The organism is Agarivorans sp. QJM3NY_25 (assembly GCF_050870875.2).
Classification (GTDB): Bacteria; Pseudomonadota; Gammaproteobacteria; order Enterobacterales; family Celerinatantimonadaceae; genus Agarivorans.
On record NZ_CP194041.2, the window covers coordinates 4586439 to 4610718 of the forward strand.

The 24280-nt window shown below is 45.6% G+C and carries 22 protein-coding genes; 9 read left to right on the forward strand and 13 right to left on the reverse strand.

The window, feature by feature from the left end; all coding sequences use genetic code 11:
- Positions 1–7 precede the first annotated feature (7 nt).
- Positions 8–1573 carry a carboxylesterase/lipase family protein gene (locus ACRRSW_RS21035; RefSeq protein WP_432460357.1) on the reverse strand — a complete coding sequence of 522 codons (1566 nt, stop codon included), beginning with the start codon at positions 1571–1573 and terminating at the stop codon, positions 8–10.
- Between the two features lie 21 nt (positions 1574–1594).
- Entirely contained in the window at positions 1595–2095 is a 501-nt protein-coding gene (locus tag ACRRSW_RS21040) for a phenolic acid decarboxylase (protein WP_432455606.1), read from the reverse strand.
- Positions 2096–2228: 133 nt separating this feature from the next.
- Between ACRRSW_RS21040 and ACRRSW_RS21045 the strand changes: the two genes are divergently transcribed.
- Positions 2229–3092 (forward strand): LysR family transcriptional regulator, encoded by an 864-nt coding sequence (locus ACRRSW_RS21045; RefSeq protein WP_432455605.1) that lies wholly within the window; start codon positions 2229–2231, stop codon positions 3090–3092.
- 27 nt (positions 3093–3119) lie between these two features.
- Here ACRRSW_RS21045 and ACRRSW_RS21050 read toward each other — a convergent pair whose 3' ends face one another.
- The 3 genes from ACRRSW_RS21050 to ACRRSW_RS21060 are packed head-to-tail and all read right to left on the reverse strand — an operon-like array spanning position 3120 to position 5788.
- Positions 3120–4235, reverse strand: a complete 1116-nt coding sequence (locus tag ACRRSW_RS21050) for a DNA alkylation repair protein (RefSeq protein ID WP_432455604.1) — start codon at positions 4233–4235, stop codon at positions 3120–3122.
- A 43-nt stretch (positions 4236–4278) separates the two neighbouring features.
- A complete protein-coding gene (locus ACRRSW_RS21055) occupies positions 4279–4719 on the reverse strand; it encodes an HNH endonuclease (RefSeq protein ID WP_432455603.1) in 441 nt (146 codons plus the stop codon).
- Positions 4720–4753: 34 nt separating this feature from the next.
- Positions 4754–5788 carry an acyltransferase gene (locus tag ACRRSW_RS21060; RefSeq protein ID WP_432455602.1) on the reverse strand — a complete coding sequence of 345 codons (1035 nt, stop codon included), beginning with the start codon at positions 5786–5788 and terminating at the stop codon, positions 4754–4756.
- A gap of 175 nt (positions 5789–5963) precedes the next feature.
- On the opposite strand from ACRRSW_RS21060, the gene ACRRSW_RS21065 reads away from it, so the two are divergent.
- Positions 5964–7427, forward strand: coding sequence for a sensor domain-containing diguanylate cyclase (locus ACRRSW_RS21065; protein WP_432460358.1), 1464 nt, complete (start codon positions 5964–5966; stop codon positions 7425–7427).
- A 53-nt stretch (positions 7428–7480) separates the two neighbouring features.
- Here the strand turns inward: ACRRSW_RS21065 and ACRRSW_RS21070 are convergent, their stop codons facing one another.
- Positions 7481–8008 (reverse strand): DUF4136 domain-containing protein, encoded by a 528-nt coding sequence (locus tag ACRRSW_RS21070; protein ID WP_432455600.1) that lies wholly within the window; start codon positions 8006–8008, stop codon positions 7481–7483.
- 242 nt (positions 8009–8250) lie between these two features.
- Between ACRRSW_RS21070 and tcdA the strand changes: the two genes are divergently transcribed.
- Complete coding sequence (gene tcdA, locus ACRRSW_RS21075) at positions 8251–9039, forward strand: tRNA cyclic N6-threonylcarbamoyladenosine(37) synthase TcdA (protein WP_432455599.1); 789 nt, start codon at positions 8251–8253, stop codon at positions 9037–9039.
- Between the two features lie 298 nt (positions 9040–9337).
- Here tcdA and ACRRSW_RS21080 read toward each other — a convergent pair whose 3' ends face one another.
- From ACRRSW_RS21080 to ACRRSW_RS21090, 3 genes are read right to left on the reverse strand one after another with little or no spacing between them, the layout of a single operon-like run.
- Entirely contained in the window at positions 9338–12409 is a 3072-nt protein-coding gene (locus ACRRSW_RS21080) for an efflux RND transporter permease subunit (RefSeq protein ID WP_432460359.1), read from the reverse strand.
- Positions 12410–12420: 11 nt separating this feature from the next.
- A complete protein-coding gene (locus ACRRSW_RS21085; protein ID WP_432460360.1) occupies positions 12421–13542 on the reverse strand; it encodes an efflux RND transporter periplasmic adaptor subunit in 1122 nt (373 codons plus the stop codon).
- Positions 13543–13558: 16 nt separating this feature from the next.
- Positions 13559–14125, reverse strand: a complete 567-nt coding sequence (locus ACRRSW_RS21090; RefSeq protein WP_432460361.1) for a TetR/AcrR family transcriptional regulator — start codon at positions 14123–14125, stop codon at positions 13559–13561.
- 177 nt (positions 14126–14302) lie between these two features.
- Between ACRRSW_RS21090 and rep the strand changes: the two genes are divergently transcribed.
- Positions 14303–16321 carry a DNA helicase Rep gene (gene rep / locus ACRRSW_RS21095; RefSeq protein ID WP_432460362.1) on the forward strand — a complete coding sequence of 673 codons (2019 nt, stop codon included), beginning with the start codon at positions 14303–14305 and terminating at the stop codon, positions 16319–16321.
- A gap of 207 nt (positions 16322–16528) precedes the next feature.
- Positions 16529–17629: a phosphotransferase gene (locus tag ACRRSW_RS21100; RefSeq protein ID WP_432455594.1), complete on the forward strand. Its 1101-nt coding sequence runs from the start codon at positions 16529–16531 to the stop codon at positions 17627–17629.
- On the opposite strand, the gene ACRRSW_RS21105 is transcribed toward ACRRSW_RS21100, so the two are convergent.
- Entirely contained in the window at positions 17577–18365 is a 789-nt protein-coding gene (locus ACRRSW_RS21105) for a substrate-binding periplasmic protein (RefSeq protein ID WP_432460363.1), read from the reverse strand. The genes ACRRSW_RS21100 and ACRRSW_RS21105 overlap by 53 nt on opposite strands.
- A 300-nt stretch (positions 18366–18665) precedes the next feature.
- Here ACRRSW_RS21105 and ACRRSW_RS21110 point away from each other — a divergent pair, with 300 nt between their 5' ends.
- Positions 18666–19856, forward strand: coding sequence for an ROK family protein (locus tag ACRRSW_RS21110; protein ID WP_432460364.1), 1191 nt, complete (start codon positions 18666–18668; stop codon positions 19854–19856).
- Positions 19857–19911: 55 nt separating this feature from the next.
- On the opposite strand, the gene ACRRSW_RS21115 is transcribed toward ACRRSW_RS21110, so the two are convergent.
- From ACRRSW_RS21115 to ACRRSW_RS21125, 3 genes are read right to left on the reverse strand one after another with little or no spacing between them, the layout of a single operon-like run.
- Positions 19912–20334 (reverse strand): DUF6691 family protein, encoded by a 423-nt coding sequence (locus ACRRSW_RS21115; protein WP_432455591.1) that lies wholly within the window; start codon positions 20332–20334, stop codon positions 19912–19914.
- A complete protein-coding gene (locus ACRRSW_RS21120) occupies positions 20327–20755 on the reverse strand; it encodes a YeeE/YedE family protein (RefSeq protein ID WP_432455590.1) in 429 nt (142 codons plus the stop codon). Before ACRRSW_RS21120 ends, ACRRSW_RS21115 begins: the two co-directional genes overlap by 8 nt.
- Positions 20756–20809: 54 nt before the next feature.
- Complete coding sequence (locus tag ACRRSW_RS21125) at positions 20810–21106, reverse strand: ArsR/SmtB family transcription factor (protein ID WP_432455589.1); 297 nt, start codon at positions 21104–21106, stop codon at positions 20810–20812.
- Between the two features lie 137 nt (positions 21107–21243).
- On the opposite strand from ACRRSW_RS21125, the gene ACRRSW_RS21130 reads away from it, so the two are divergent.
- From ACRRSW_RS21130 to ACRRSW_RS21140, 3 genes are all read left to right on the forward strand, one after another.
- Positions 21244–21429, forward strand: coding sequence for a YgaP family membrane protein (locus ACRRSW_RS21130; protein ID WP_432455588.1), 186 nt, complete (start codon positions 21244–21246; stop codon positions 21427–21429).
- Between the two features lie 86 nt (positions 21430–21515).
- Positions 21516–23204 carry an FAD-dependent oxidoreductase gene (locus ACRRSW_RS21135; protein ID WP_432460365.1) on the forward strand — a complete coding sequence of 563 codons (1689 nt, stop codon included), beginning with the start codon at positions 21516–21518 and terminating at the stop codon, positions 23202–23204.
- Between the two features lie 53 nt (positions 23205–23257).
- Complete coding sequence (locus ACRRSW_RS21140; protein ID WP_432460366.1) at positions 23258–24280, forward strand: efflux RND transporter periplasmic adaptor subunit; 1023 nt, start codon at positions 23258–23260, stop codon at positions 24278–24280.

Here is a 24280-nt window from a genome sequence, read left to right on the forward strand (position 1 = left end):
CGAAGCGCTAGAAAGAATAGCCATCCCATAACAGGCGTCGCGACTTTTCTGGATCGCGCTGTTGCTTTGACTGGGCGTCAAAACGCATGCTATAGCGTTGATTAAGCTGATACTGGCTCCAACTAACTTGACCTGTTTTCGCAAAATCAAGCCACTGACGATGCATCGAATCGGCCAGTGATTGTGGTGCATCACTACCAACAAACGCTTTGGCTTGCTCCGTTGCTAAGGTATTGAAAGAGAAAGGAACATCCACAAAATGGGCGGCCCCTAACTGACCTCCAAATGCTTTTGAACGCCAGGAAAAATTATAATGCCAAACTGGATTACCATTGTTGACCAGTGTCTCTGCAATATGTAACGCCGGCATTCTAAAGGTGTAGTCCGATTGAATATCGGCGAAGATATCCCCCTGAGTTGCTTGCCCATCCTCGGAATACACCTGCATTGGTTTTCCCGCTAACTTTAAGTCCCCTAAAAATAGCGACACCTCGGCATTCGTCATGCGGTCTAGTTGGCCACCAGGAACAAGATACAATCTCGCTTCCTGATCGGTGCTACCAACAATGACCGGAATGCTCGGATCGGCATTTTTAGCAAGGTTCACCATTGGCGTATCAACAATCAGATTCCCGTCCATAACAGGCAGAAAAGCCGTTCCACCCCAAGACAACTCGCCCCATTGCTCACGGTCTTGGATCTGCTGCCCCAGCGCGACTACCCCAGCAACTAGCTCAGGATAAGGCACACTCGCAATTCCTTCAATTGAGGCTGCAACCTTGAATCGTTCAGCAAATGCCTCGCTTAGGCGCGTGGCTTGCGCTGTGCTTACCGCCTGCATTGGCGGGCTTTGCATAATCGCTTTATGAAATAGACCTTTCGCCGCCGGAGTGCCGAGTAAAATTGCAACACTTTCGGCCCCAGCCGATTGTCCAAATAAAGTCACCTGTTTAGGATCACCACCGAAGGCAGCAATATGCTGTTGCACCCATTGCAAGGCGAGAATTTGATCCAAGATCCCGCGATTATCGGGTGCGCCTTGCAAATGCATAAAACCATCCACGCCAACCCGATAATTAACCGTGACCACAATCGCCCCCTGCTTGGCATAGCTACTACCGTTGTATACCGATTCGCCAGCATCTTCACGAATAAAAGCGCCACCCGGGATCCATACCATCACCGGTAGTTTTCCCGGCAACTTGCCCATCTCAGCAGGAGCCCAAATATTTAAGGTAAGATCTCCTGGAGCGCCAACTAACTCGGTTTTAACACCACGACTCGGCTGCGGAGTTGGTGCGCCCAAAGCGCTAGCATCTAACACCCCACTCCAAGCTTGCTTGGCTTGCGGAGCCTGAAAGCGGCGCCCTTCAACAAAGGGGTTTTCGGCATAGGGCACACCATAGAAGCTGACGATATCATCTTTCACCACACCCGCCACTTGGCCCAAACCCGTAGTCACCATCAGCTGGTTATTAGGGGGAATAGGAGACGCGGCAAAGGCTGAGCTCACAAACATCGAAAGTAGGCTCACAGCACTCAACAATAAGGTTTTAAATGGATAGTTTTTCATGATTAAATCTCTGCTATTGCACTAGTTCGGAAAAGATTCGGGAAGCTCAGCAGGTGCACAGGCGATAATATCATCTCGATCCGCACCACAATCTTCCATGAAGGTTATTTTAGCAAACTCATCAACCACCTCTTTCGGGTAGGTTGGTCCAGCGTCGCGGTATTGCTGCATTAATTCTAGATGTTCATTTTGATAACAAACGGTTTTTTTCGGGTCATTAAATACCCAACGCGGAAAGAAGATCACTCCATGTAACTCTAGTCGCGCTAAATTAATAGTTAAACTTACGCAGGTACCCGTGGGTTCATCCCAAGAAATTTTATAGACGTGCTGCGCGATCGGGTGAATATGGGCGACCTGATCGGTGACCCAGCGACCGCCAACAATACCACTGTGGATCCGGTAGTCAAACACGGTGTCAGACTTCACATAGATTTCGTATTTCCAACCATTTTCATAAGTATAAACAAGATGTTTTCCGACTAACGGGTCCAAAGCTAATTCATTTTTTTCGCTGTTCATAAAATTGCTCTCCTAAGAATGCTTGAGAATAATTTCTCGCATTGAGTTAATTTCGAACAACATTATCATTTGAAATATAAATCTAAAAACGCTATTTTTCATTCACAACAATCTAAAAATTAGATGGATAGTCATGCATCGCTCTACTTTGGAACAATGGTACATCCTGCAAACCGTGATCGATGTCGGTGGATTCACCGCAGCGGCAAAACAAGTGCACCGCAGTCAATCCTCGGTAAGTTATGCGATCAAAAACTTACAACAGCAGCTCGACGTAGAATTGCTGCGGATCCACGGCAAAAAAGTACAGTTAACACCACTCGGGGCAACCTTATTGGAAGACGTTCGACCCTTATTAAAAGAATTCGCCAACATTGAGCTTCGAGCCAAACTGCTCACCGCTGGCGCGCCTGCCAACATTAAGTTAGAAGTCGACAGTATCTACCCTAAGTCATTGCTGTTTAGAGCTTTAAGTGCATTTAAACAAACCTTTCCCCACACTCAGGTAGAACTCAAAGAAATCGTCCGTCTCGCCCCAACCAATAGTCTGGCAAATTGCGATTTATCGATTGGGCTTCCTTTCAATGGCAAGTTAATGGCCCAAAAACTTTTAGATGTAGAATTGGTAGCCGTGGCACACCCCGCACATCCCTTGCATCACCTTAAGAAAACTCGTTTAACTGAAGCCGACTTGAATCATTACATTCAAGTTCATTTGGATAATAACCATCAATATGCCAGTGCAACAATTGAGCGTTCAAGTCAACGCTGGACAGTCAATACCGTTGATGCCGCTATCGAAGCGGTGCGCAGTAATCTTTGTTTTGGCTGGCTACCGGCACATCGTATTGAAGACTTAATCAACCAAGGCGAATTAACGCCACTCCCCTTAGATATGGGAAGAGTTAGAAGCATTCCTTTATACCTAATCTATATGGACTATGATCGACGTAATCCCGCCATACAGGCCTTAGCCGAACTGATTTGCGAGGTGTAAGCGACCTAAGCAAACCAGTTTAAAAACTTAACTTTCGACGATAAAACTTAAACGAGCTAACTCTCGTCCATTCACATGCAACGCGACATAATGTTTTCCAGGATAGTATTTTCGGGTAGAAATCGCTTTAAAAGAGTGGTTTTTCTCCATCGCAAAAGTCTCCCCCTGATTTAAACAGAGATTTTTTAATTTAAAGACCTTGGCCGCAGTTTTTCCATTAGCTTTCATAAAATGCAACGCGTAGTCCAAAACAAACTTTTGTTGGCTTTTTTCAGCGCTTATTGCCAAGGCAAAAGTGAGCACATCGCCTAATTTAAACCGAGCATTGAGCAGCGCAAATTCCTGCAGCTGCAGCTTTGGCTCAGCGGTATAACCGAGTAAGGGGAAACTCAAGGGATGGCCTTGTTTCACCAAGCTGCGAGTCGCGTGTTTAATCACCCAATCAAGCTGTGGGTCATTGTTCTTTTGCCAAGCCTGACATAAGTCTAAAACTTGCTCTGGATGATCTTTACTGATGTCATTCAGGTTATTCGCCACCGAACGCCGCACATACAAACTGGGATCATTCTTGAGTTGTTCCAGCAAAGGAATAATTGGCGATGGGTCACGGATCAGAGACTTTAACTGCGCTCCCCAAGGCAAACGCGGACGGCAGCCCTCACTCACCAGACGCCGCAGATGTTCATCTTGGTGCACCAACCAGCGATGCAACTGTGCCCAGGTTTGCTCCGGATGCAGCTCAAGAAAGGGGCGGATCGCAAACTCCGCACTAAATAGGGGGCTCAGCTTCGCCAACACTGGTAGGGCGAGCTGGGGATACTCGATACCTGCCACCGCCACGTAATCGGTGACTGGCCATATCGCAAAACCACGTAAGCTATCCTTTGGATCACCACCATCCCAATACTTTGGTAAGTTGCTCAACAGCTTCGCTGTTTGGCCAAAATCTTGCGGTAGCGTTTGTTGCAACGCCGCAATAATATGCTGCACCCGTTGCTTCAGTTCTAATTGCTCTAAGCCTGCCTGTGCCAACTCCATAAAACCTAAGGCATCAAATTGCGGATACACCGCCACCAAACCCTTTGCGATCCGTTGCAAGGCAGGTTCGGCTAAAGCATTTTTCATCAACATTTGTTCGGCCATATTCTCATAAAATCCTATGTAATAAATTGAATCTCACGATTCATCATCTGGATCGCCATTGATACGTTGATAGATTGGATTTACCGACATTACAATGCTCACAGAGGATCTGCAGATTATCAATATCATATGCTAACTCTGGATGCGTCGATCTCGGCCGAATGTGGTCGACGTGCATCACCGCGCCAGTGGCCGGAGAAGCACCACAACATGAACAAGTATTGCCGTATAACTCAAAGGCTTTGGTTCGTAAACGTAACCACTTAGCAGACGAATAAAAATTGAATGTTTTCGGCTCACGATAGGGGACCTGTTGAAAGTGACTAAAATCTTGAGGGGTTTCACCTGGCGCATAAAAAGTTACTTTTGGGTTAGCCTCTTGATTCACTTTAAGCCATTTAAAAACCGATCTTAAAGCGCCAGCTTCGGTCTTATAGTTGCTCCGCTTCATGTTTCCATTCAAATAATAACTAACGAGGTACATTTATTCTGCTCCTTCACGACAACATAACGGCTTATTAAGGCACTAACCACCGGGTAAATACAGAACGGGTGAATAACCAACTTAAACCCAAAGCTAACAGTAAGACAATCGCCATAAGCACTGGCAGGGCGATACTCGAATGGCCAAACCATTGGTAAATCCCATAGTCTAGGTGACGAACCGGGATCAGGAACAAAGGGTGGACTAAATAGATCCCAAAACTATATTTAGAGACGGTTTTAATCATCGGTCTCCAACCATTGGGGACCTTTTCTGCGTAGGCTTTCACCAATACAAATAACGACATGGCAATCACTACAGTATTGAGGCTCTTATAGCCCATAAATACACTACTATATTCCCCTTGCTGCCAAATGTAATAAACACTGCCCAATACATTGAAACCTAAAGTCGCAAGGCCAGTCATCAACCAAAACTTCAAGTAAGGTTTCTGTTCATGGTTAAACAAATACCAACCCACAACTAAATAACCACTATATAAAATGATATTTTGCCGCAATGGCGTTTCTACCTTTAACCAATGCATTAAAGTGAGTAATAACCACGCCGCCAATAACAATAAAACCCGCTGATGATCCATTTTATGCAGCAACGGGGCTAACAAAGGGATCACAAAATACAGGGGAATGAAATCGTAAAAAAACCAAAGGTGATACCAAGTATGCTGATTGTTGGCATGTGCTAACAGACTTTCGGTTATCGTCCACGACCAACGTCCATCATGAAATCCCGCAACAACTGCATAAATCACCGTCCAAGCAATAAATGGCACTAATACCTTCGCTAAACGCCGTGACAAATAATAACCACAGTTAAAAGGCCGCCTATCTGACAGCAATAAGGCGCCACTAATCATCATAAAAATCGGCACAGCCCAACGACTCATCGCATTCAATGAGACCGCAGGCAACCACTGATGCCAAGCAAGGCTGGGAATTAACTCCCGATAAGGCCCCAAAACATGGATCCCCACCACCGCAATCACTGCAATAAAACGCAGACACTCGATATAAAATAAAGAAGGACGAGTCACTTGAGTATCGCTCATAAAAATTCATGTACCTTTGTAGAAGTGTTCGCTCACTTAAAAAATGTTCCCCCGCTATACTTACCGCCACATGAGCGCCGACAAGCAAGCAAGAAAGGGCTTTCGTTAATTGCCTTAATCCACCTTTAACTTTACACTAAGAGCTTGAATAATCGTTAATTTGCAAGGAATGCAAGTGTCTATATCTCAGCTCGGGGGCAGTAAACAGAAGTTTATTTTAGTGTTATCTATATTACTACTCTGTTCCTTTTGTTTAACTTCATGGTTAAGCTACCAAGTTGCCTACCACTCGATGAGCCAACAAATCGAAACCAACCATTTACCGCTCACCAGCGATACCGTTTATTCAGAGATTCAACAAGATCTACTACAACCTATTTTCATCTCTTCCTTAATGGCCCAAGATACCTTTTTACGCGATTGGGCATTACACCAAGAAACCGAAGTTGAGCCTATCGTTCGTTACCTCAGCACCATTCAGCAACGCTATCACACCGTCACCACTTTTTTTGTATCTAATCAAACCCTACGTTACTATCATCCCAAGGGTGTCATTAAAACGCTCTCGCCAGATGAACCAAATGATGCTTGGTATTTTCGAGTGCAGCAACTGCCAAAAACCCAAGACTACGAAACCAACATTGATTATGACACCGCAGACCCAACCCGCACGACCGTGTTTGTCAACTACAAGGTCTATGACTACAAGCACAATTTGATTGGGGTGACGGGGGTTGGTCTGAATGTAACCTTAGTAAAAAAACTAATTTCACTTTATCAACAACGCTATCAACGTAGCGTTTATTTCATCGACCCTGAGGGTAATGTAGCGCTTAGTGATGAACACTACCGTGGTCCACGAAATATCTATCAACGACCCGGTTTGTCGGAGCAGGCCAAGACCTTACTATCCAGCCCCAGTGGACGTTACCAGTTCAAGCAAGACAATCTTCAATTTTACCTAAATGCGCGCTACATTCCCGAATTCAATTGGTATTTAATGGTTGAACAACAAGACGCGCCAGCTGCGAAGCAACTCAAACAGATTCTATGGATTAATCTACTGATTAGCCTGCTGGTGACTTTCATTGTGTTAATAGTGGCAAATTTTACGATTGGAAATTACCAACGTCGTCTGGAAAAACTGGCGTCTACCGATAAACTCACCGGCGCGTTTAATCGACAAAGTTTTGAAACACAGCTAGAACAGGTGATCGACATTCAACATCGCTCCAACAGCCCTTGCTCCTTAGTTATCTTTGATGTTGACCATTTCAAAGCAATTAATGACCAATATGGCCATCTGGTTGGTGATGAAGCACTCAAGCACATTGTTGCACTGGCCACGGAACAGCTGCGCGGCTCAGATATTATCTGCCGTTGGGGAGGCGAAGAATTTATCGTTCTATTGCCAAATTGTGATGCCTCAGCCGCATTTGAGGTGGCCGAAAAAATACGCCTAGCAATCAAACATACCACGGTCTGCGTGAATGGAAATGAATTGCAGTTAAGCATTAGCTGCGGGATTGCGCAGGCCAAAAGCCATGAAGTTTTTGTTAATTTACTAATTAACCGTGCCGATCAAGCGATGTACAGCGCCAAGAGAAACGGTCGTAATTGTAGTGAAATAGCCCCATAAAGTTCACTCGTTGGCGAGCTCACAATGAAAACTTGGGGCATTTCAGCACTAGGTTACCTTGGTTGCGGCGGGTATTGAGCTAACATTAAGGTAATCTGTTCCGCAATAAATTTTGCGCGACTCTCTGGTCCCAGAGTCTCTTTTAACTGGCTTTGAGAAATAGAGCGCCAAACGATGGTTTGATTCTGTTGGTCTAACAGCTCCACAACTAATTTGCCATATTTACGCTCTTTATAACGGTCGGGAGAACTCATCCCAATTGCGCTATGCCGACTGCCAAAACCAACCGAAAAGCTACCACCAAGAGCTTCTAGTTCACTAGCCGAATCAACGCGATAGTCAACCAATAAGTCAGCCTGTTCTGCTGCAACCATTTGCAAGCCCTTTTGCTCCAATTGAGCCGCTAACTCAGCTTTGATGCGCTGTTCGTCGAGACTTTGCACCGCATCATCTGCACCAGCAACAAATGCGTAATGATGATATTGCGAAAAGTCTTGACCCACTTGGTAATCAGTTGCAGGCTGAATCGTACAAGCCACCGAAAGCAAAGTGAATAAGGCAATACTGAAGACTCGATACATGGCGGAACTCCTGCTGCAAGCAGCATTAAAAACATTTCCCTAAATCTACCATAATTTAAGATAAATAGATCTCTGCAAGTGGCCTTTGCTGTTTAGATTTATTTCGCGACTCAGTAGACTAAACCGCTGCGAGTAGGATGTTTTACTAACCAGGCTCATCAGGCTGCTCAACAAGTCGTCAGTGCTTACCCAGAGCGAATCGCTTTGCTATAATCGCCACGTAATTTTAGTAATGGTTTATTATGTCTCAATTTGAACAACGCTTTGGTGGGATCGCCCGCCTTTATGGCCGCCGCGCGCTCAGTAAATTTCAGCACTCTCACGTCTGTGTTATCGGCATCGGCGGAGTCGGTTCATGGGCCGCGGAAGCATTGGCAAGAAGTGGGATCGGAAAAATTACCCTGATCGATTTAGACGACATTTGCACCACCAATACCAACCGCCAAGTACATGCAACTCGCGCGACCGTTGGCCAGTCAAAAACAGCGGTCATGTGCGAACGTATTCAACAGATTAATCCCGAGTGTATTTGTCAGGAAATCGAAGACTTCGTCACCCGAGATAACCTATACCAATACCTAACCCAAGACTTCGATTATGTGATTGATGCCATCGACAGCGTCAAAGCAAAAGCGGCGCTAATCGCTTATTGTAAGCGTAATAAAATCAAACTAATTAGCGTCGGCGGTGCAGGTGGACAGATAGACCCCACTCAAATAACCATTAGCGATTTGGCAAAAACGATTCAAGATCCTCTCGCGGCCAAGGTGCGTAATGAGCTGCGTCGTTTTTACAACTTCAGTAAAAATACAAAACGTAAATTCGGCATCGATTGTGTCTATTCTACCGAACAGCTGATTTACCCCAGTGATGACGGAGGCACCTGTATGGCCAAACCCGATAGTACTGGCAGTATGCGCATGGATTGCAGCAGTGGTTTTGGGGCGGTAACGCATGTAACGGCAAGCTTTGGCTTCGCCGCTGTCTCACGTGTACTAAAAAAACTCGCCGAACAAGCAAACGCGGCTTGAACATGTTTAGCGCGTAGTGACATTGTGGCGCAGAACAAACAACCAGCACCCAATACAACTCTCCCCCAGAATGGTACTAAGCTTATACACCCGATGTTTTAGGCTCACTTTAAAATCATCTTTCTATGCTGAGCATCGCCCAACATCGTTAGTATCGGAATCAACAATACAGCCCTGGATTTCAAATAGACTGTCAGATTGGTACCATAATACGAAGCTCTCGACGCCATGAACAACTGACACAAAAAAGCCCAGCAGTGCTGGGCTTTTATCCATTATTCACATCAACGATGAGAGCTTAATCCGCAACAGTTTCCCCTTGCAGATGTTCCACGCTTGGGATTTGCTTATGATTTGCACCTAAGTAAGAGTAAATCACAGGCAATACAAACAAGGTGAATACCGTACCGATGGACAAGCCAGCACAAATCACCATCCCAATATCAAAACGAGCCGCTGCGCCCGGACCCACCGCCAATAACAAGGGGATGAGGCCAGCCACCATCGAAATGGTCGTCATCAAAATTGCCCGTAGACGAATTCGAGCAGCATGACGAATCGCGGTAATTTTATCTTCACCGCGCAATATTTGCCGTTCTTTGGCGACTTCACACATCAAAATACCGTGCTTAGTAATCAAACCTACCAGAGTAATCATACCAATTTGAGTATAGATATTCAGCGTCGCCAAGCCCCAGCCCATCATCAACAAGGCACCACAAATCGCCAAAGGTACCGAGACCATGATCACCAAAGGATCACGGAGACTCTCAAACTGAGCCGCCAAAACCAGGAAGATGATCGCCAAAGCTAAACCAAAGGTGGCAAACAGCGCCGAACCTTCTTGTTTAAACTGACGGGATTCACCTTTATAGTTAAAGCTATAGCCCTTAGGCAATAATTCGGCTGATTTCTGCTCTAGAAAATTAAGAGCATCCCCCATGGTTTGACCCGGCATTAACGCCGCATTCAGTGTCACCGAGTTGGTCTGATTCATTTGCAACAAGGCTTCCGGTTGGCCTTTGAGCTTCCAATCAATCAAATTCACTAATGGAACCAAACTGCTATCAACAGTTTTCACATAAAACTGACCAATCGCTTCTGGGCTAAGGCGGTCTTCACGTTTCACCTGTGGGATCACCTCATAAGAGCGACCATCAAAGTTAATGTGATTGACATAACCATCCCCCATCAAAGTGCCTAAGGTACTGGCAATATCGGCCATTTTCACCCCATAAGCACCAGCTTTATCTCGGTTCACCTGAATATCTAAAGTCCCAGTTTCGAACTTAGTATCTAGGTCACTAAACACAAAGAAACCACTCTGCATCGCCGCTTGCTGTAATTCCTGCGCAAGGCTAACTAAGCTACGATAGTCGCCAGTTCCCTGCAATACAAACTGCACTGGGAAACCGCCACTAGAGCCCGGTAATACCGGTAGCGGGAATGAAGCGACCGATACTCCGGCAATATCCGCGGTTTTTGCTTGAATCGTTTTCACCAAGGTATCTTGATCCATAGTACGGTCGTCCCATACCACGGTTCGTAAGAATCCTAAACCCTGGGTAGAGCTCGGGATCCCCGCTAAGGTGAACGAACCAGCAATATCATCTAACTTCAAGGCCCGACGACCAATCTCAGTGGTGTATTGATCAACGTAATCAAGGTTTGCCCCGGCTGGTCCAGTTGCCATAATCATCGCCGCACCTTTATCTTCGGCAGGCGCCAATTCGGTAGGGATAATTTTTAGCAAAGGATACAAAGACCCCATCACGATCAACGCAAAGATGACCACCACAGGGCGACGAGCCAGTACCGCGCCCACCATGCGATCGTAACCACTGTCTAAGCGATTCAAGAAACGATGAACACCGGCTTCAAAACGCCCAGGATGAGGGTTATGTTTTAGCAATACCGAACACATCACTGGCGATAGGGTTAAGGCAACAAAGCCCGACACCACCACCGCACCAGCAAGAGTTAAGGCAAATTCGGCAAATAACACCCCAGTTAAACCTTCGACCATGGCAATCGGTGAGTAAACAGCGGCCAGAGTAATGGTCATCGAGATCACTGGAAGGGCAATTTCTCGAGTCCCCACGATCGCCGCATCGAAGGGTTTCATTCCCAGTCGAATGTGCCGATCGACGTTCTCCACCACCACAATTGCGTCATCCACCACCAAACCAATTGCCAGTACCATGGCCAATAGGGTTAATAAGTTAAGCGAAAAACCAAGCGCTTGCATCGCTAAACAGACACCAACCAAAGACAGTGGGATGGCAATCACCGGGATCAATACCGCACGGAAATTCCCCATAAATAGGAAAATAACCACTACGACAATCACCGTTGCCTCGACAATGGTATGTAATACTTCATCGATCGAAGACTCGATATATTCGGTCGAGTCATAGAGTACTTCCATCTTCATGCTATCGGGAAGATTAACCTGAATATTGGGTAGCATCTCGTTAATCAGTGTTGCCACGGTAAGTGGATTTGCGGTTGGCGTCGGATCGATGGCGACCACCACCGCGGTGGTTGCATCGGCTTTGGCACGAACCGTTTCCCGGGCAGAATCAAGCTCTAACTCAGCCACATCGCCTAAACGCACAATCCCCGAAGCACTACGCGAAACAATCAACTGTTGGAACTCTTCACGCGTCTTCAGATCAGTATCCGCTTCAACGTTATATACTTTGAAGCGACTCTTGGCCTGACCAGGCGCCGATCTAAAGTTATTATTTTGCAATGCACTCACAACTTCCACGGCAGTCAGTTTGTGATTCGCCAGTTTCACCGGATCTAACCACACCCGCATCGACAACTGAGGACCATAAACATTGGCCTTGGCAACACCGGTCACCGTCACCATTTGCGGCTGTACGTTTCGATTCACGTAATCCACCAGCTGAGCTGATTTTAAATCCTCACTGCTAAAGGAAATATACATAATCGAGGTACTAGAACCCGTAGAACGGGCAATATTTGGATCTAAAGCTTCACTCGGTAACTGCGCACGAACCGCGTTAACTTTAGCCATCACCTCAGATAAAGCTGCATCGGGATCGGCACCAGTTTTCATATACGCAGTGATCGTACTGCTACCCATCGCCGATTTAGACTCTAAGAAATCGAGGTTATCGGCTTCCGCAATCGACTGTTGTAAAGGTTGGGTAATAAAACCCTGAATCACTTCTGCTGGCGCACCATAATATGAGGTGGTAACAGTAATCACCGTATTGGTTAACTCTGGGTACTCACGAATTTGCAGCTTAAATATGGATTGCATACCCACAATTAATAGCAACAAACTCAAAGACAGAGCCAATACGGGTCGCCGAATAAAAATATCGGTAAATTTCATGACCTAAGCTCCTAGTCTTTTGGCAAAGTTTGATCGCGCTGAACGAAGTTGTCTTCGACAAGTTTCACCCGAGCACCGTTACGCAAACGAACCTGTCCAGACACCACAACCTGCTCATCCGCTTTAATACCCGAGGTCACCACCGCAACATCGCCACGACGCTCACCGATGGTAACCGTACGTTGTTTAGCAACTAAGATCTCGCTGCCATCCTCTGCGGTTTGTGGTTCAATCACATAAATAGACTCACCATACAAGGAGAAGGTAATTGCTTGCTGCGGAACCACCACTTGATTGGCTTGTACCGGTTGCCAAATACGAACGCTGGCATACATACCGGAACGCAGTAAGGCTTCATCGTTAGGTAAGGTCGCCTGCACTTGAATCACCCCACTTTGCGAATCAACCGTAGGTTCGATTGTGGTAATTTTTCCTTTAAACCACTGTTCAGGGTAAGCGTCGGTATTCAGCTCAACTTCAGTCCCCACATCAATCAGCGAAATCTCTTTTTGTGGGACAATAAAGCGTAACAACATGCGATTCAGGTTTTCTAAGCGCGCGATGTCATTCCCTGGCTGCAAATACTCACCAAGGTTGATTTGGCGGATCCCCATCACCCCATCAAAGGGAGCGCGAATTTCACGAAGCTCAATGGTCGCTTTTAAAGATGCTATCTCACTCACCAAAGCTAAATAAGTCGCTTCCGAGTCATCGAACTGGGTTTGCGACACCGAACCTTTGGTTAACAACGTTTTATTACGCTCCATTTGTCGCTTAATCGCAGGTAATTTCGCTTCGGCACTAGCTAAGTTAGCTCTTTCTACATCCGCCTCTAAGCTCACCAAGCGTTGGCCCGATGTTACGGTATCACCCGATGAAAAATGAATGTCGGTCACCAAGCCCGATACCGAACTAGAAATATTAACGCCCTGATAAGGTTCAATAAAACCGATCGATTCAATTGCTGGATGCCAATCTTGCGCCTTAGCTGAAGCCACCTCAACAGGCAATTCAGGTATCGGTCTATTCGCCATAAATTGAGCAATCATTTTTTGTTTAAACAAGTAAAAACCAAACACACTACCAAACAGTACCACTGCGATAAGTAGCATGATCGCCATCCATTTCTTCATTTCCCAACTCCAGTCACTAAGGATGTAAAATAATAGCGTCCCAGCTAGCTAATTGAGCAGCATCCATATCTTGCTCACTAAATTGCACTTGCCGAAGCATCATAAAACGACAGATTTCATTAATTTGACCAAAGGCCAAAGCGTATAACAACTCTCCAGGTAAAGGTTTAAAGTAGCCTTGTTCGACACCTGAACTTAAAAAATGTTTCACCGGCTGAAACAAATCTTCAACCAATTGTTGATGACGATGACCCCTGGGTAAGGTCTCTAAGTGAACCCATAAACGATGTATCGTTGGATTCAGCTTATGATAATTTAGCGCATTTCGCCAAAGACGACGATGCTGACCCAGCAAGTCAGACTCATCTTCAACCCCCGCAACAAAAGCCTCGGCATACAAACGTAAGTTACGTTCATGCAGTTCAGCCATCAGGGTTTCTTTATTTTTGAAGTATAAATAAATCGTTCCGGTAGCCACCCCCGCCTGCTTTGCCACGCGATGGATAGAACAAGCGTCAACCCCAGAGCGACTAATTAAGACGCCAGCTGCGCTCAAAATACGCACACGTTTATCACTAGTCATAAAATGAACACTGATTCATAAAGTCGAAAAGTATAAAACAATGAACAATTTAATCAATGAATATGTGTTCAGTTCACAGTTTTTTCGTTCTCAATTCTAAAAACCACACGAACAGCAGCATAGATTGCCTTACGTCAATCAGCTAAAATAGTCGGCCAATTATTGAAGGACCTCCTTGTGAAGTTAAACCCCGCTCAATCAAAAGCTGTCAGTTATGTCTCGGGCCCCTGTTTAGTATTAGCTGGCGCAGGTAGCGGAAAAACACGAGTCATTACCAACAAAATTGCCCATTTAATTCAAAACTGTGGCTATAAGCCGAAACACATTGCAGCGGTGACATTCACCAATAAAGCGGCGAGAGAGATGAAGGAGCGAGTGGGGCAGACCCTAGGGCGCAAAGAAAGCCGCGGCTTACGAGTGTCGACTTTTCATACCTTAGGTTTAGATATTATTCGTCGTGAATATAAAAGTTTAAAACTAAAACCCAACTTCTCGCTATTTGATGATCAAGACCAAATGTCTTTACTCAAAGAGTTAACGGAACAACAGCTAGAAGGCGATAAAGATTTACTTAAACAACTGATTACCAGCATTTCCAACTGGAAAAATGACCTCATTTTGCCCACTCAGGCGCTACGCCACGCGCAAGGTGAACAACAGCAATTATTTGCCAGTCTATATGAAACTTACCAACGCCAACTCACCGCTTATAATGCCTTGGATTTTGATGACTTAATTTTAATGCCAACTCTGCTACTCACCCACGATTCAGCAGTTCGCCAACGTTGGCAAGACAGCATTCAATACCTACTGGTAGATGAGTACCAAGATACCAATACCAGCCAGTATCAACTGGTCAAGCTACTCGCCGGCAGCCGGGCTTGTTTTACCGTGGTTGGAGATGATGACCAAAGCATTTATTCTTGGCGCGGTGCACAACCGAAAAACTTGATGCAACTGCAAACCGACTTCCCGGCATTACAGGTCATCAAGTTAGAGCAAAACTATCGTTCAACTCAGCGGATCCTAAAATGTGCCAATATTCTGATCGAAAATAACGAACATATATTTGATAAAACCTTATTCTCCGAACTCGATTATGGTGAAGCGGTCAAAATATTGTTCGCCAAGAACGAAGAGCAAGAAGCTGAGCGTGTGGTCGCCGAATTAATCGGCCATCGCTTTATGAATGGTGCCAGCCATAAAGACTACGCTATTCTCTATCGAGGCAATCACCAGTCACGCTTATTAGAAAAGGTTCTGATGAACAACCGCGTGCCCTACAAAATTAGTGGTGGCACGTCATTTTTCTCTCGCGCCGAAATCAAAGATATCATGGCCTACCTACGTGTTTTAGTAAATCAGGAGGATGACAATGCCTTGCTGCGAGTGATTAATACCCCCCGCCGTGAAATTGGCCCAAGCACCTTGGAAAAAGTAGGCAGCTTTGCCAACCAGCAACAAATCAGTTTGTTTGCTGCAGCCAAACATTCTGAAATGGAAAGCATTTTACCCACCCGAGCACTCAAATCTGTCGGCCAGTTCAGCCACTGGTTACTCAGCCTCGCACAGCGGGTAGAACAGGGAGATGCACTGCAAGCGGTGCGTGATTTAATCCGTGATATTCACTACGAAGACTTCCTTTACGAAACCAGTCCCAGCCCTAAAGCCGCAGAAATGCGGATGAAAAACGTGTCTGAGCTGTTTCGCTGGGTGAGCGGAATGTTAGAAGGAGATGACGACAACGAGGCGATGAACCTGCCGCAAGTTGTGAATCGCCTAATGTTACGAGACATGATGGAACGAGGCGAAGACGATGAAGAAAGTGATCAAGTGCAATTGATGACCTTACATGCCTCAAAAGGTTTGGAATTTCCTTATGTTTACTTAATCGGAATGGAAGAAGGTCTGCTCCCCCACCAAAGCAGTATCGATGAGGAAAATGTTGATGAAGAGCGGCGCCTAGCTTATGTGGGGATCACTCGAGCGCAACGAGAACTCACCTTTACCTTAACCAAAGAACGCCGTCAGTTTGGTGAATTAATTAAGCCTGAGCCAAGCCGCTTTCTCTATGAATTACCTCAAAACGATCTCATTTGGGAACAAAGACGCCAAAAAGAAAGTGTAGAGCAACGCCAAGAAAAAGGCTCAATTGGTATTGCGGCACTTCGTGCAGCGCTCAACAAAGATAAATAAATCTTTATTTTTTAATCAATTAAAGGTCACTTATTGGACAAACCTCAAGCCTAAATTAGGTCGTAGATGTGATCCCAAGCGAATAATTTCCGCTGCTAGTGGAAGTTCTGTGACCGAAAAGGTTTTCATCTCTAAATTTTACCTTACTTGCTTCTGCGATCGGCATAGACTCAGCAAATTAGGATCAATGGATGTGAGGTCAATACGATGAACCCACTCGTGAAGCAACGCCAACAGACGCAGTTAAACTTTCAGCAGGGTGAAGCAAACATTATTGTTGGGCAAGCAGAGGCCTGCCCATTGCCCGTCGAAGAGTTAGCAAGCTTAAGGCTTGATTCCCCCTATGTCGTCGAAACCTTTGAAGACGGCTTAACCGCCATTGTGCTCCACTTGTATATTCATGGCCGTCACTACAATCTAAAGCGGAAGCGAGCGCAGGCTTTAGTGCATAATGTGGATGGTGAAACTTCATTTTTAAATGAAGTGCAACGCCGCCGAGACATCCAAGCCTTAAAAGATTCCCCCCGAACCGCTAAAGCTTTTGCACCTCTGGTAAGTACGCTCTACGCAAATTATCGGCTGGGATTCATTTTATCACCGTGGATCGACGGTAAACCTCTCGCCAGTTTTAGCCGGGAGATATTCCGTCAGATATTTGCCACGCTGTTCGCTCTGGAGCAAGCAGGTCTGATGGAATGGGATCTATGCCCAGGGAATATTTTATACGATGGCCGTAATATTCACTTATTCGATTTTGGCTATATGTATGCTTATAACCCCCTCGAACACTACAATAGTGACGGTCTCGCCTCACCCGCTTTTCATGCGGCAGAACGTCTAGAAACCCGTAACGTATTCGGTTACTTATTGCGTTATCAGGATGTGATGAGCCCAGCCGATCAACTGGCGTTATTTCGTGAATTGAAGGAAACCGCTCTCGACAGCTATACCCAAAAGCTCATTTGGCTAAAGCAAAACTACGCACAACCGCTTATTATTCAATGGCAAACTGAAATTATCGAGCGCTGGGAATATGCCTTAGATAACGAACGCTCCTTAAAAAACTTATTTATTAGCGAAAGTTTTCGCTCGCATTGTCTTGATATTGCCGATGACATTCACGGTAAGAGCTGCACGACAATGACCTTAAAGCGGATCGACAAAGTCATTACCATGTTAGCGACGGTGTTTCTGCAACTAGAAAACAACGGTGCCTTACTATTCGATAATGCCACACTCAGCCAAATCGAATTGATCAAAAAATATCAAGCTTATCGGCATTTAGCGAAGCAGTACCAACAGTCATAGCAGATCCAATGAAATGCTCAGCGCTCTGCTGGTTTACTGTTAGTTTTTTGCAAATTTGCAAATGTTGATTAAAAGCAGCCATAAACCCAGGATGCTCTGCCAACCAAGTGTGACTGATATACACACCGATCGGTATGTATTTCATTAATTGGCTATATAACTTCTGACGAATATGCTGATCTGATAGCTCTTGCTGATATACATCTTCTGGCGCTAATACCGAATCGATACGCCCACGCTCTAACATTTCAAACAAAATATGGTAGTTATAACGTGATTTAATATGAGGAAACTGCTGATCTAACAACCAGCGGTGCATCGCCGAACCATGCAATACACCCACCGTTAATTGTCTTATTTGAGCATCATTCATCGTTGGCAAGTGTTCATTGAGACCATATAACATCCGTCTGGCATAGGCAACGGGCTGACTAAACGCCGCCACCGCACTCCTTGCCGAAGTTTCACTTGCGATAAAAAACATGTCCATCAGTCCCAGCTCCAGCTGCTGTTCAGCGCGAGACACTGGACGAACAGTCACCGAATAAGGTTGATTGAGAGAATTTAAAGTGCAATAAACCAAATCGACAGATGAACCACTAAGCCGTTGGTCTTCCAACACAGTGTAAGGGGGCAATACATGGGTGACCACCCGTAATTCATCAGCCAACAAGCAAGGGGTTAGATTCAAAAGAATAAGACTGAGCCATAACCGCAGCCAAACATAAAATTGCAAACAGCCTCCAATCTAAATCCAACAGGTCGTGGTTAAACTATAGCCAAGTCCCAGCAAACAACTAAATCTTGGCAGTCAAGTTATCTTTTCTGGCTGTCTACCCGTCGTTTAATACACAAGCGACAATTGGAGCAATTCGCTGCAGATTTTCTACAGTGAAGTCCACAATGAAAGATAGCCAGCAACTGACCCTTTGTATTGAATGCGTGACTCAATTAACAATTCGCTAAAATTTGCTGACGAGTTAATAGATAAGTGACTATTTTTAATACATAAATTATTATTGCAGGCCATCATTGCATGAAGAAAGTGACTGAAACTGAGTTGATCCGAGCCGCTAACCGTCGAGATATTTTGCGGACACTTCGCCAACATCAGGAACTAGCAAGAGTTGATATAGGTTCTTACAGTAAGCTAAGTCCAGCGACCATCACCGCCATTACTGCCGAATTACTTCAACAAGGTTTACTCAGCGAACAAAGAAGCGAATTAGATCCATCCGCAAGCCGGGGTCGCCCCAAAGTTAAACTAAAAATTGTAAGTGATGCTGCTTTTTATATTGGTCTTAAGCTATCCATCAATGAAGTCCGACTATTCCTCGGTGACGCAACTGGAAAAATTGTTGGGCAAACAAAGTTGAATCCAGCCACTCTAGAATTCAATCAAATACAACTTCTTAACTGGTTGCATGATGTGGTCGAAGACTTCATTCAACAACAAGGTCTCGACCGCAGTAAGATCCGTGGACTCGGCATTGCTCAGCAAGGCGTCGTAAGAAGTGATGCTCGGGGAATTTTATGGAGCCCAGCGGTATGTGGTGAACATCCACAACTACTCGATCAACTCGAACAACGCTTGGAACTCCCTGTTTTTATGGCAAATGACGCCTATTGCTTAGCCGTTGCCATCAAGAATCAAGAGCAATACCGAGCAACAGATAACTTAGTTGCTATTCAACTCGGCTACGGGGTTGGCATGGGACTAATTGTGAACAATCCAAGCTATCAACCATCGATGATCGCTTCAACGGAATTTGGCCACACCAAATTCAGTCTCAATGGGCCACAATGCCGTTGCGGTAAACGCGGCTGTATCGAGGCTTACCTAGGCGATTACGCCATCTATCGAGATGCTTGCGCTATCTATAAATTACCACAAGATGATTTACTCCATCCTAGCGAACAACAAATGCAGCATTTAAATCAGTTAGCCAGCAATCCCAATGAGCCCATGACCCAAATATTTAATCAAGCAGGCATGGTGTTAGGTCTAGGTTTAGCCAATATCATGGCACTATTTAACCCACAGAAAATTGTTATCTCTGGCCCTGGGATCAGAGCATTTAGCCACATGCAAAGCGCCATGAATAACACTTTAGAAGCCAGTGTATTGCCTTATCATCATGTTGAAAACGTGGTTGAAACTTGCAATTGGAATGAAGACTTATCGGGGCTAGGGATCATTGCCATCATTCAGCAACACACCGACTAATCCCACTCACCGAGCAAGCCATAAGAGGAAGCCCTGCTTCCTCCTAGTTTCTGGTTTAAGTCTTAGCAAAAATCCACTGACTCGCGTAATGGCCAAACAACATGCTGGCAATAAACCAATAAATCATCATATCTCCACGTAACAGACCCGCGACAGCAGGACCCGGACAGATACCAACCATGCCCCAGCCAATACCAAATAACACGGAGCCTACAACCAGACGCCCAGTAATCGCTTGTTTAACCGATACACAGCGATACTCATCGCCATTTATAGCCAGCCGGCGAGGCTTGATAATTAAATGGTAAAAAGGAATGAAGACCAGCAAAGCACCGCCAATCACAAAGGCTAAACTCGGATCCCAAGCGCCAAATATATCTAAAAAATTAAGCACCTTATTCGGATCAACCATTTGCGATATATTCATCCCCAGACCAAATAATAAACCGGTGACTAAACCCACGATAACTTTATACATGGACGAGTCCAAAATGGGCATTCAAGCCCACCACCAACACCGCAGTGAACATAAATATCGATGTGGCTAAAATAGACCGAGTGGAAAATCGGCCAATCCCACAGATCCCATGGCCACTTGTACAGCCATTAGCCAATTGTGTCCCCACGCCCACCGCCAAGCCAGCGATAATGGTCCAAGCCAAGGAATAATTAGGCAACATCGGTAAACTCACCCCCAATGGCTGGGTAATCAATACGCTGACTGCCATCGCTGCAATGAAAGCAACCCGCCATGGCCATTCACTCTTAGCCGCGCCAAAAATGCCACCTAATACACCGCTAATCCCTGCAGTTCTACCCGTCAACAGTAATAACAAAGACGCAGACAGGCCCAATAACATGCCCCCCAACAGGGCGCTCCAAGGGGTAAAGTGACTCATAAATAACTCCAAGAAAAAAATAGAAAATGATGGCTGTAGGTGGGCTGTTAAAAATTAACCGCAGAAATTTTGTCGTAAACTACTAAGTAACTGCTTAATCCGAGGATCGGCTAAAGAGTAATAAACATTTTGAGACTCTTTACGCACCGACACCAACTGACTTTCTCTTAATACCTTTAAATGTTGAGAAAACGCAGACTGACTATTTTGACTATATTGGCGTAGTTCTGTCACCCCCATTTCACCATCACTAAGCAAACAAAGTACGACTAGGCGATCGGGATGAGCAATAGTTTTAAGCAACTCACTGACTAATAAAACATTGTTACGTAGCGCCAATACATCTTGCATAGTTCCCCCTATCAACATGGCGAAATTATACAAAACCACTTTATTTAGTCAAATCTAATTTAGAATATTTTAATTTAGACCATTGTGAATTAGATAAAGCTAATATAAAGTTACTACAGTTTTTCAGGAGGTCGATTATGTCTTTAGAAAATGTGGTTCGGATTTTTGCTGGCAGTATGGTGTTGTGCTCACTGCTATTAACTTACTGGGTTCATCCTAACTTTGTTTGGTTTACCGTATTCATCGGAGTGAACCTAATCCAAAGTGCAGTGACTGGCTTTTGCCCAGCGGCAATGGTGTTTAAACGTCTAGGTTTTAAATAAACGGCGTTTGATATTTATCAATTTAGTCTTGAGTTTCAAGAGCGGTATTTGCCGATACCGCTATAGTTTAATTTTTGGAGAGAGTTATGCGTAAGATTGTTATTGTGGGGGGAGTTGCAGGCGGCGCTTCAGCTGCAGCGAGGGCGCGGCGTTTAAGTGAAAGCGCTGAAATTATTATGTTGGAACGCGGCCCCTATATTTCTTTTGCAAACTGTGGCCTGCCCTATCATATTGGTGGCGACATCGAACAACGTGATGCGCTGTTATTGCAAACTCCCGCAAGCTTTAAAGCCCGCTTCAATGTTGATGTCAGAGTGATGCATGAAGTACTGAGCATTGACCGAGAACACAAAACGGTAACGATCCGCGACTTACTGACTCAGCAAGATTATCAAGAAAGTTACGATGCTCTGGTGCTTAGTCCAGGAGCCGCACCAATTGTCCCCCCATTACCCGGTATTGATAATCAGCGCACCTTTTCACTGCGCAATATTCCTGATATGGACAAAATCATCGCCAGTATCGATATCAATCAACCCAAACATGCCACCGTAGTTGGCGGTGGCTTTATTGGCATCGAAATGGCTGAAGCATTGGTGCAACGTGGAATCAATACCAGCCTGATTGAACTCTCTTCTCAGATCATGGCACCGGTCGACCCAGAAATGGCCAGCCCACTTCACCAAGAGCTACGCCATCACGGTGTTGATTTACATTTAGGCGTCGCCTTAGAAGCGGTATTCCCGCCCGCTGCGGAACAAAAAGAAGAGCTGGCAAACCTCAATTCCGACGCGCTTTCTTTGCGCCTCAGCAATGGTGAGATGCTCGAAACAGAACTCCTCATCATGGCTATCGGGGTAAAACCAGAAACGAGCTTAGCCAAGCTTGCAGGGCTTGAGTTAGGAAAACTCGGCGGGATTCAAGTGAATAGCCAACTACAAACTTCCGACCCATCTATTTATGCGGTGGGGGATGCCATAGAAGACCCTGAATTTGTTACCGGAGATGCCGCATTAATCCCACTTGCGGGGCCAGCGAATCGTCAAGGACGAATGGTTGCAAATAACATCTTTGGTGCCAACGAGCACTACCAACGCAGCCAGGGTACGGCTATCTGTAAAGTCTTCGATTTAGCCGTAGCTTCCACTGGCTTAAATGAAAAAAACTTGCAAGCTAAGGGGCTTGAGTATCAAAAAGTATACCTGCACGCAGCAAGCCACGCCGGCTATTATCCGGGCGCTCAGCCAATAAATTTAAAACTATTATTTCATCCTCAAAGTGGCTTGATCTATGGCGCACAAGCGATAGGTAAAGAGGGAGTCGACAAGCGAATTGATATCCTTGCGGTCGCCCAGCGAGCCGGTATGACCGTCTTCGACTTACAACACCTTGAGCTAACTTATGCGCCACCTTTTGGCAGCGCGAAGGATATCATTAACCAAGCAGGCTTTGTCGCAGCGAATAGTATTGAAGGGCATACCCACCTGTGTCATAGCGCTGAAATCAATCAAGCCTCCGAGCAACAACTTATCTTAGACGTGCGCAATCCCAACGAATTAGAGCAACTCGGTACGATCCCCGGAGCAATCAACATTCCAGTGGATCAACTTCGTGAACGCATTGATGAGCTCCCTAAAGACAAGGAAATACTCATTTATTGCATGGTTGGTTTACGTGGCAACGTTGCCTATCGCCAGTTAGCCAATCTTGGTTTTAAGGCCAAAAATCTTACCGGAGGCTATAAAACTTGGCTCGCAGAGCAAGCTTGTCTTTAGCAGACTAGGACTACGGCGCTAGTACTAGCGCCTTTTTACAAGGGAGATGTCAGATGCAAAGCTTAGCCACTGTTTTTTTCACTGGACTGCTAACGTTTGCAGCCAACACGGTTGATGCCGCCCCTGCAGACCTAGAAACGGTTACGGTCAGCTCGGCAATGACCCCCATTCATGTTGAACTCGACGCGGTCATCGAAGCTGTCGATGCGGCAACCTTAGCTGCACAGACCTCGGGGCGAGTATTAAGCCTTTATTATGATGTGAATGATTTTGTCGAGAAAGACGCCATCATTCTCGAAATCACCAGCACTCAGCAATCGGCCGCCTACGCCGCGGCAAACGCCCAACTCAGCAGTGCCATTGCGCAAAACAACGAAGCGCAACGCCAATGGTTACGCCTGCAAAAGCTCTATCCCCAAGGCGCGGTCTCTAAGGGTCAACTGGATCTGGCCGAAACAGAGGCAAAGGCAGCAACCAGTGCAGTAAAAGCCGCCAAGGCCGCCCTAGTACAAGCAAAAGAAACGCTTGATTACACCGTTGTTAAAGCACCTTTCTCTGGCGTTGTAACCGAACGCCATGTGCAATTGGGTGAGACCATTTCACAAGGCCAGGCACTTTATTCTGGCTACTCACTCGAACATATGCGTGCGGTGGCCAATGTGCCACAGCGTTATTTAGATGTGATTAATAATCAAACTTTGTTCTCGCTGATTATCGATGGCCAAAATCCGATACAGTCCAAGGACTTTATTCTGTTTAGCCACGCCGATCAACAATCTCACACTTTCAAGATCCGGCTTAATCTGCCCACTGAACGCGCCAACATTTATCCCGGTAGCTGGGCGAAATTGAGTTTTAGTTACGGCTGGCGAGAGCAAATCTGGATCCCTCAGTCTGCGGTATTACAGCTCAATGAACTCAGTGCGGTCTATTTAAAAACTGCCAAGGGCTTTAGCCTGAACCAAGTTCGCCTTGGAGAACGCAAACAACAACAGGTACAAGTGCTTTCTGGCTTACAAGAAAATGACCAAATCGCACTATCGGCTTACCAAGCGATGTTAGATGGGGAGCAGTAG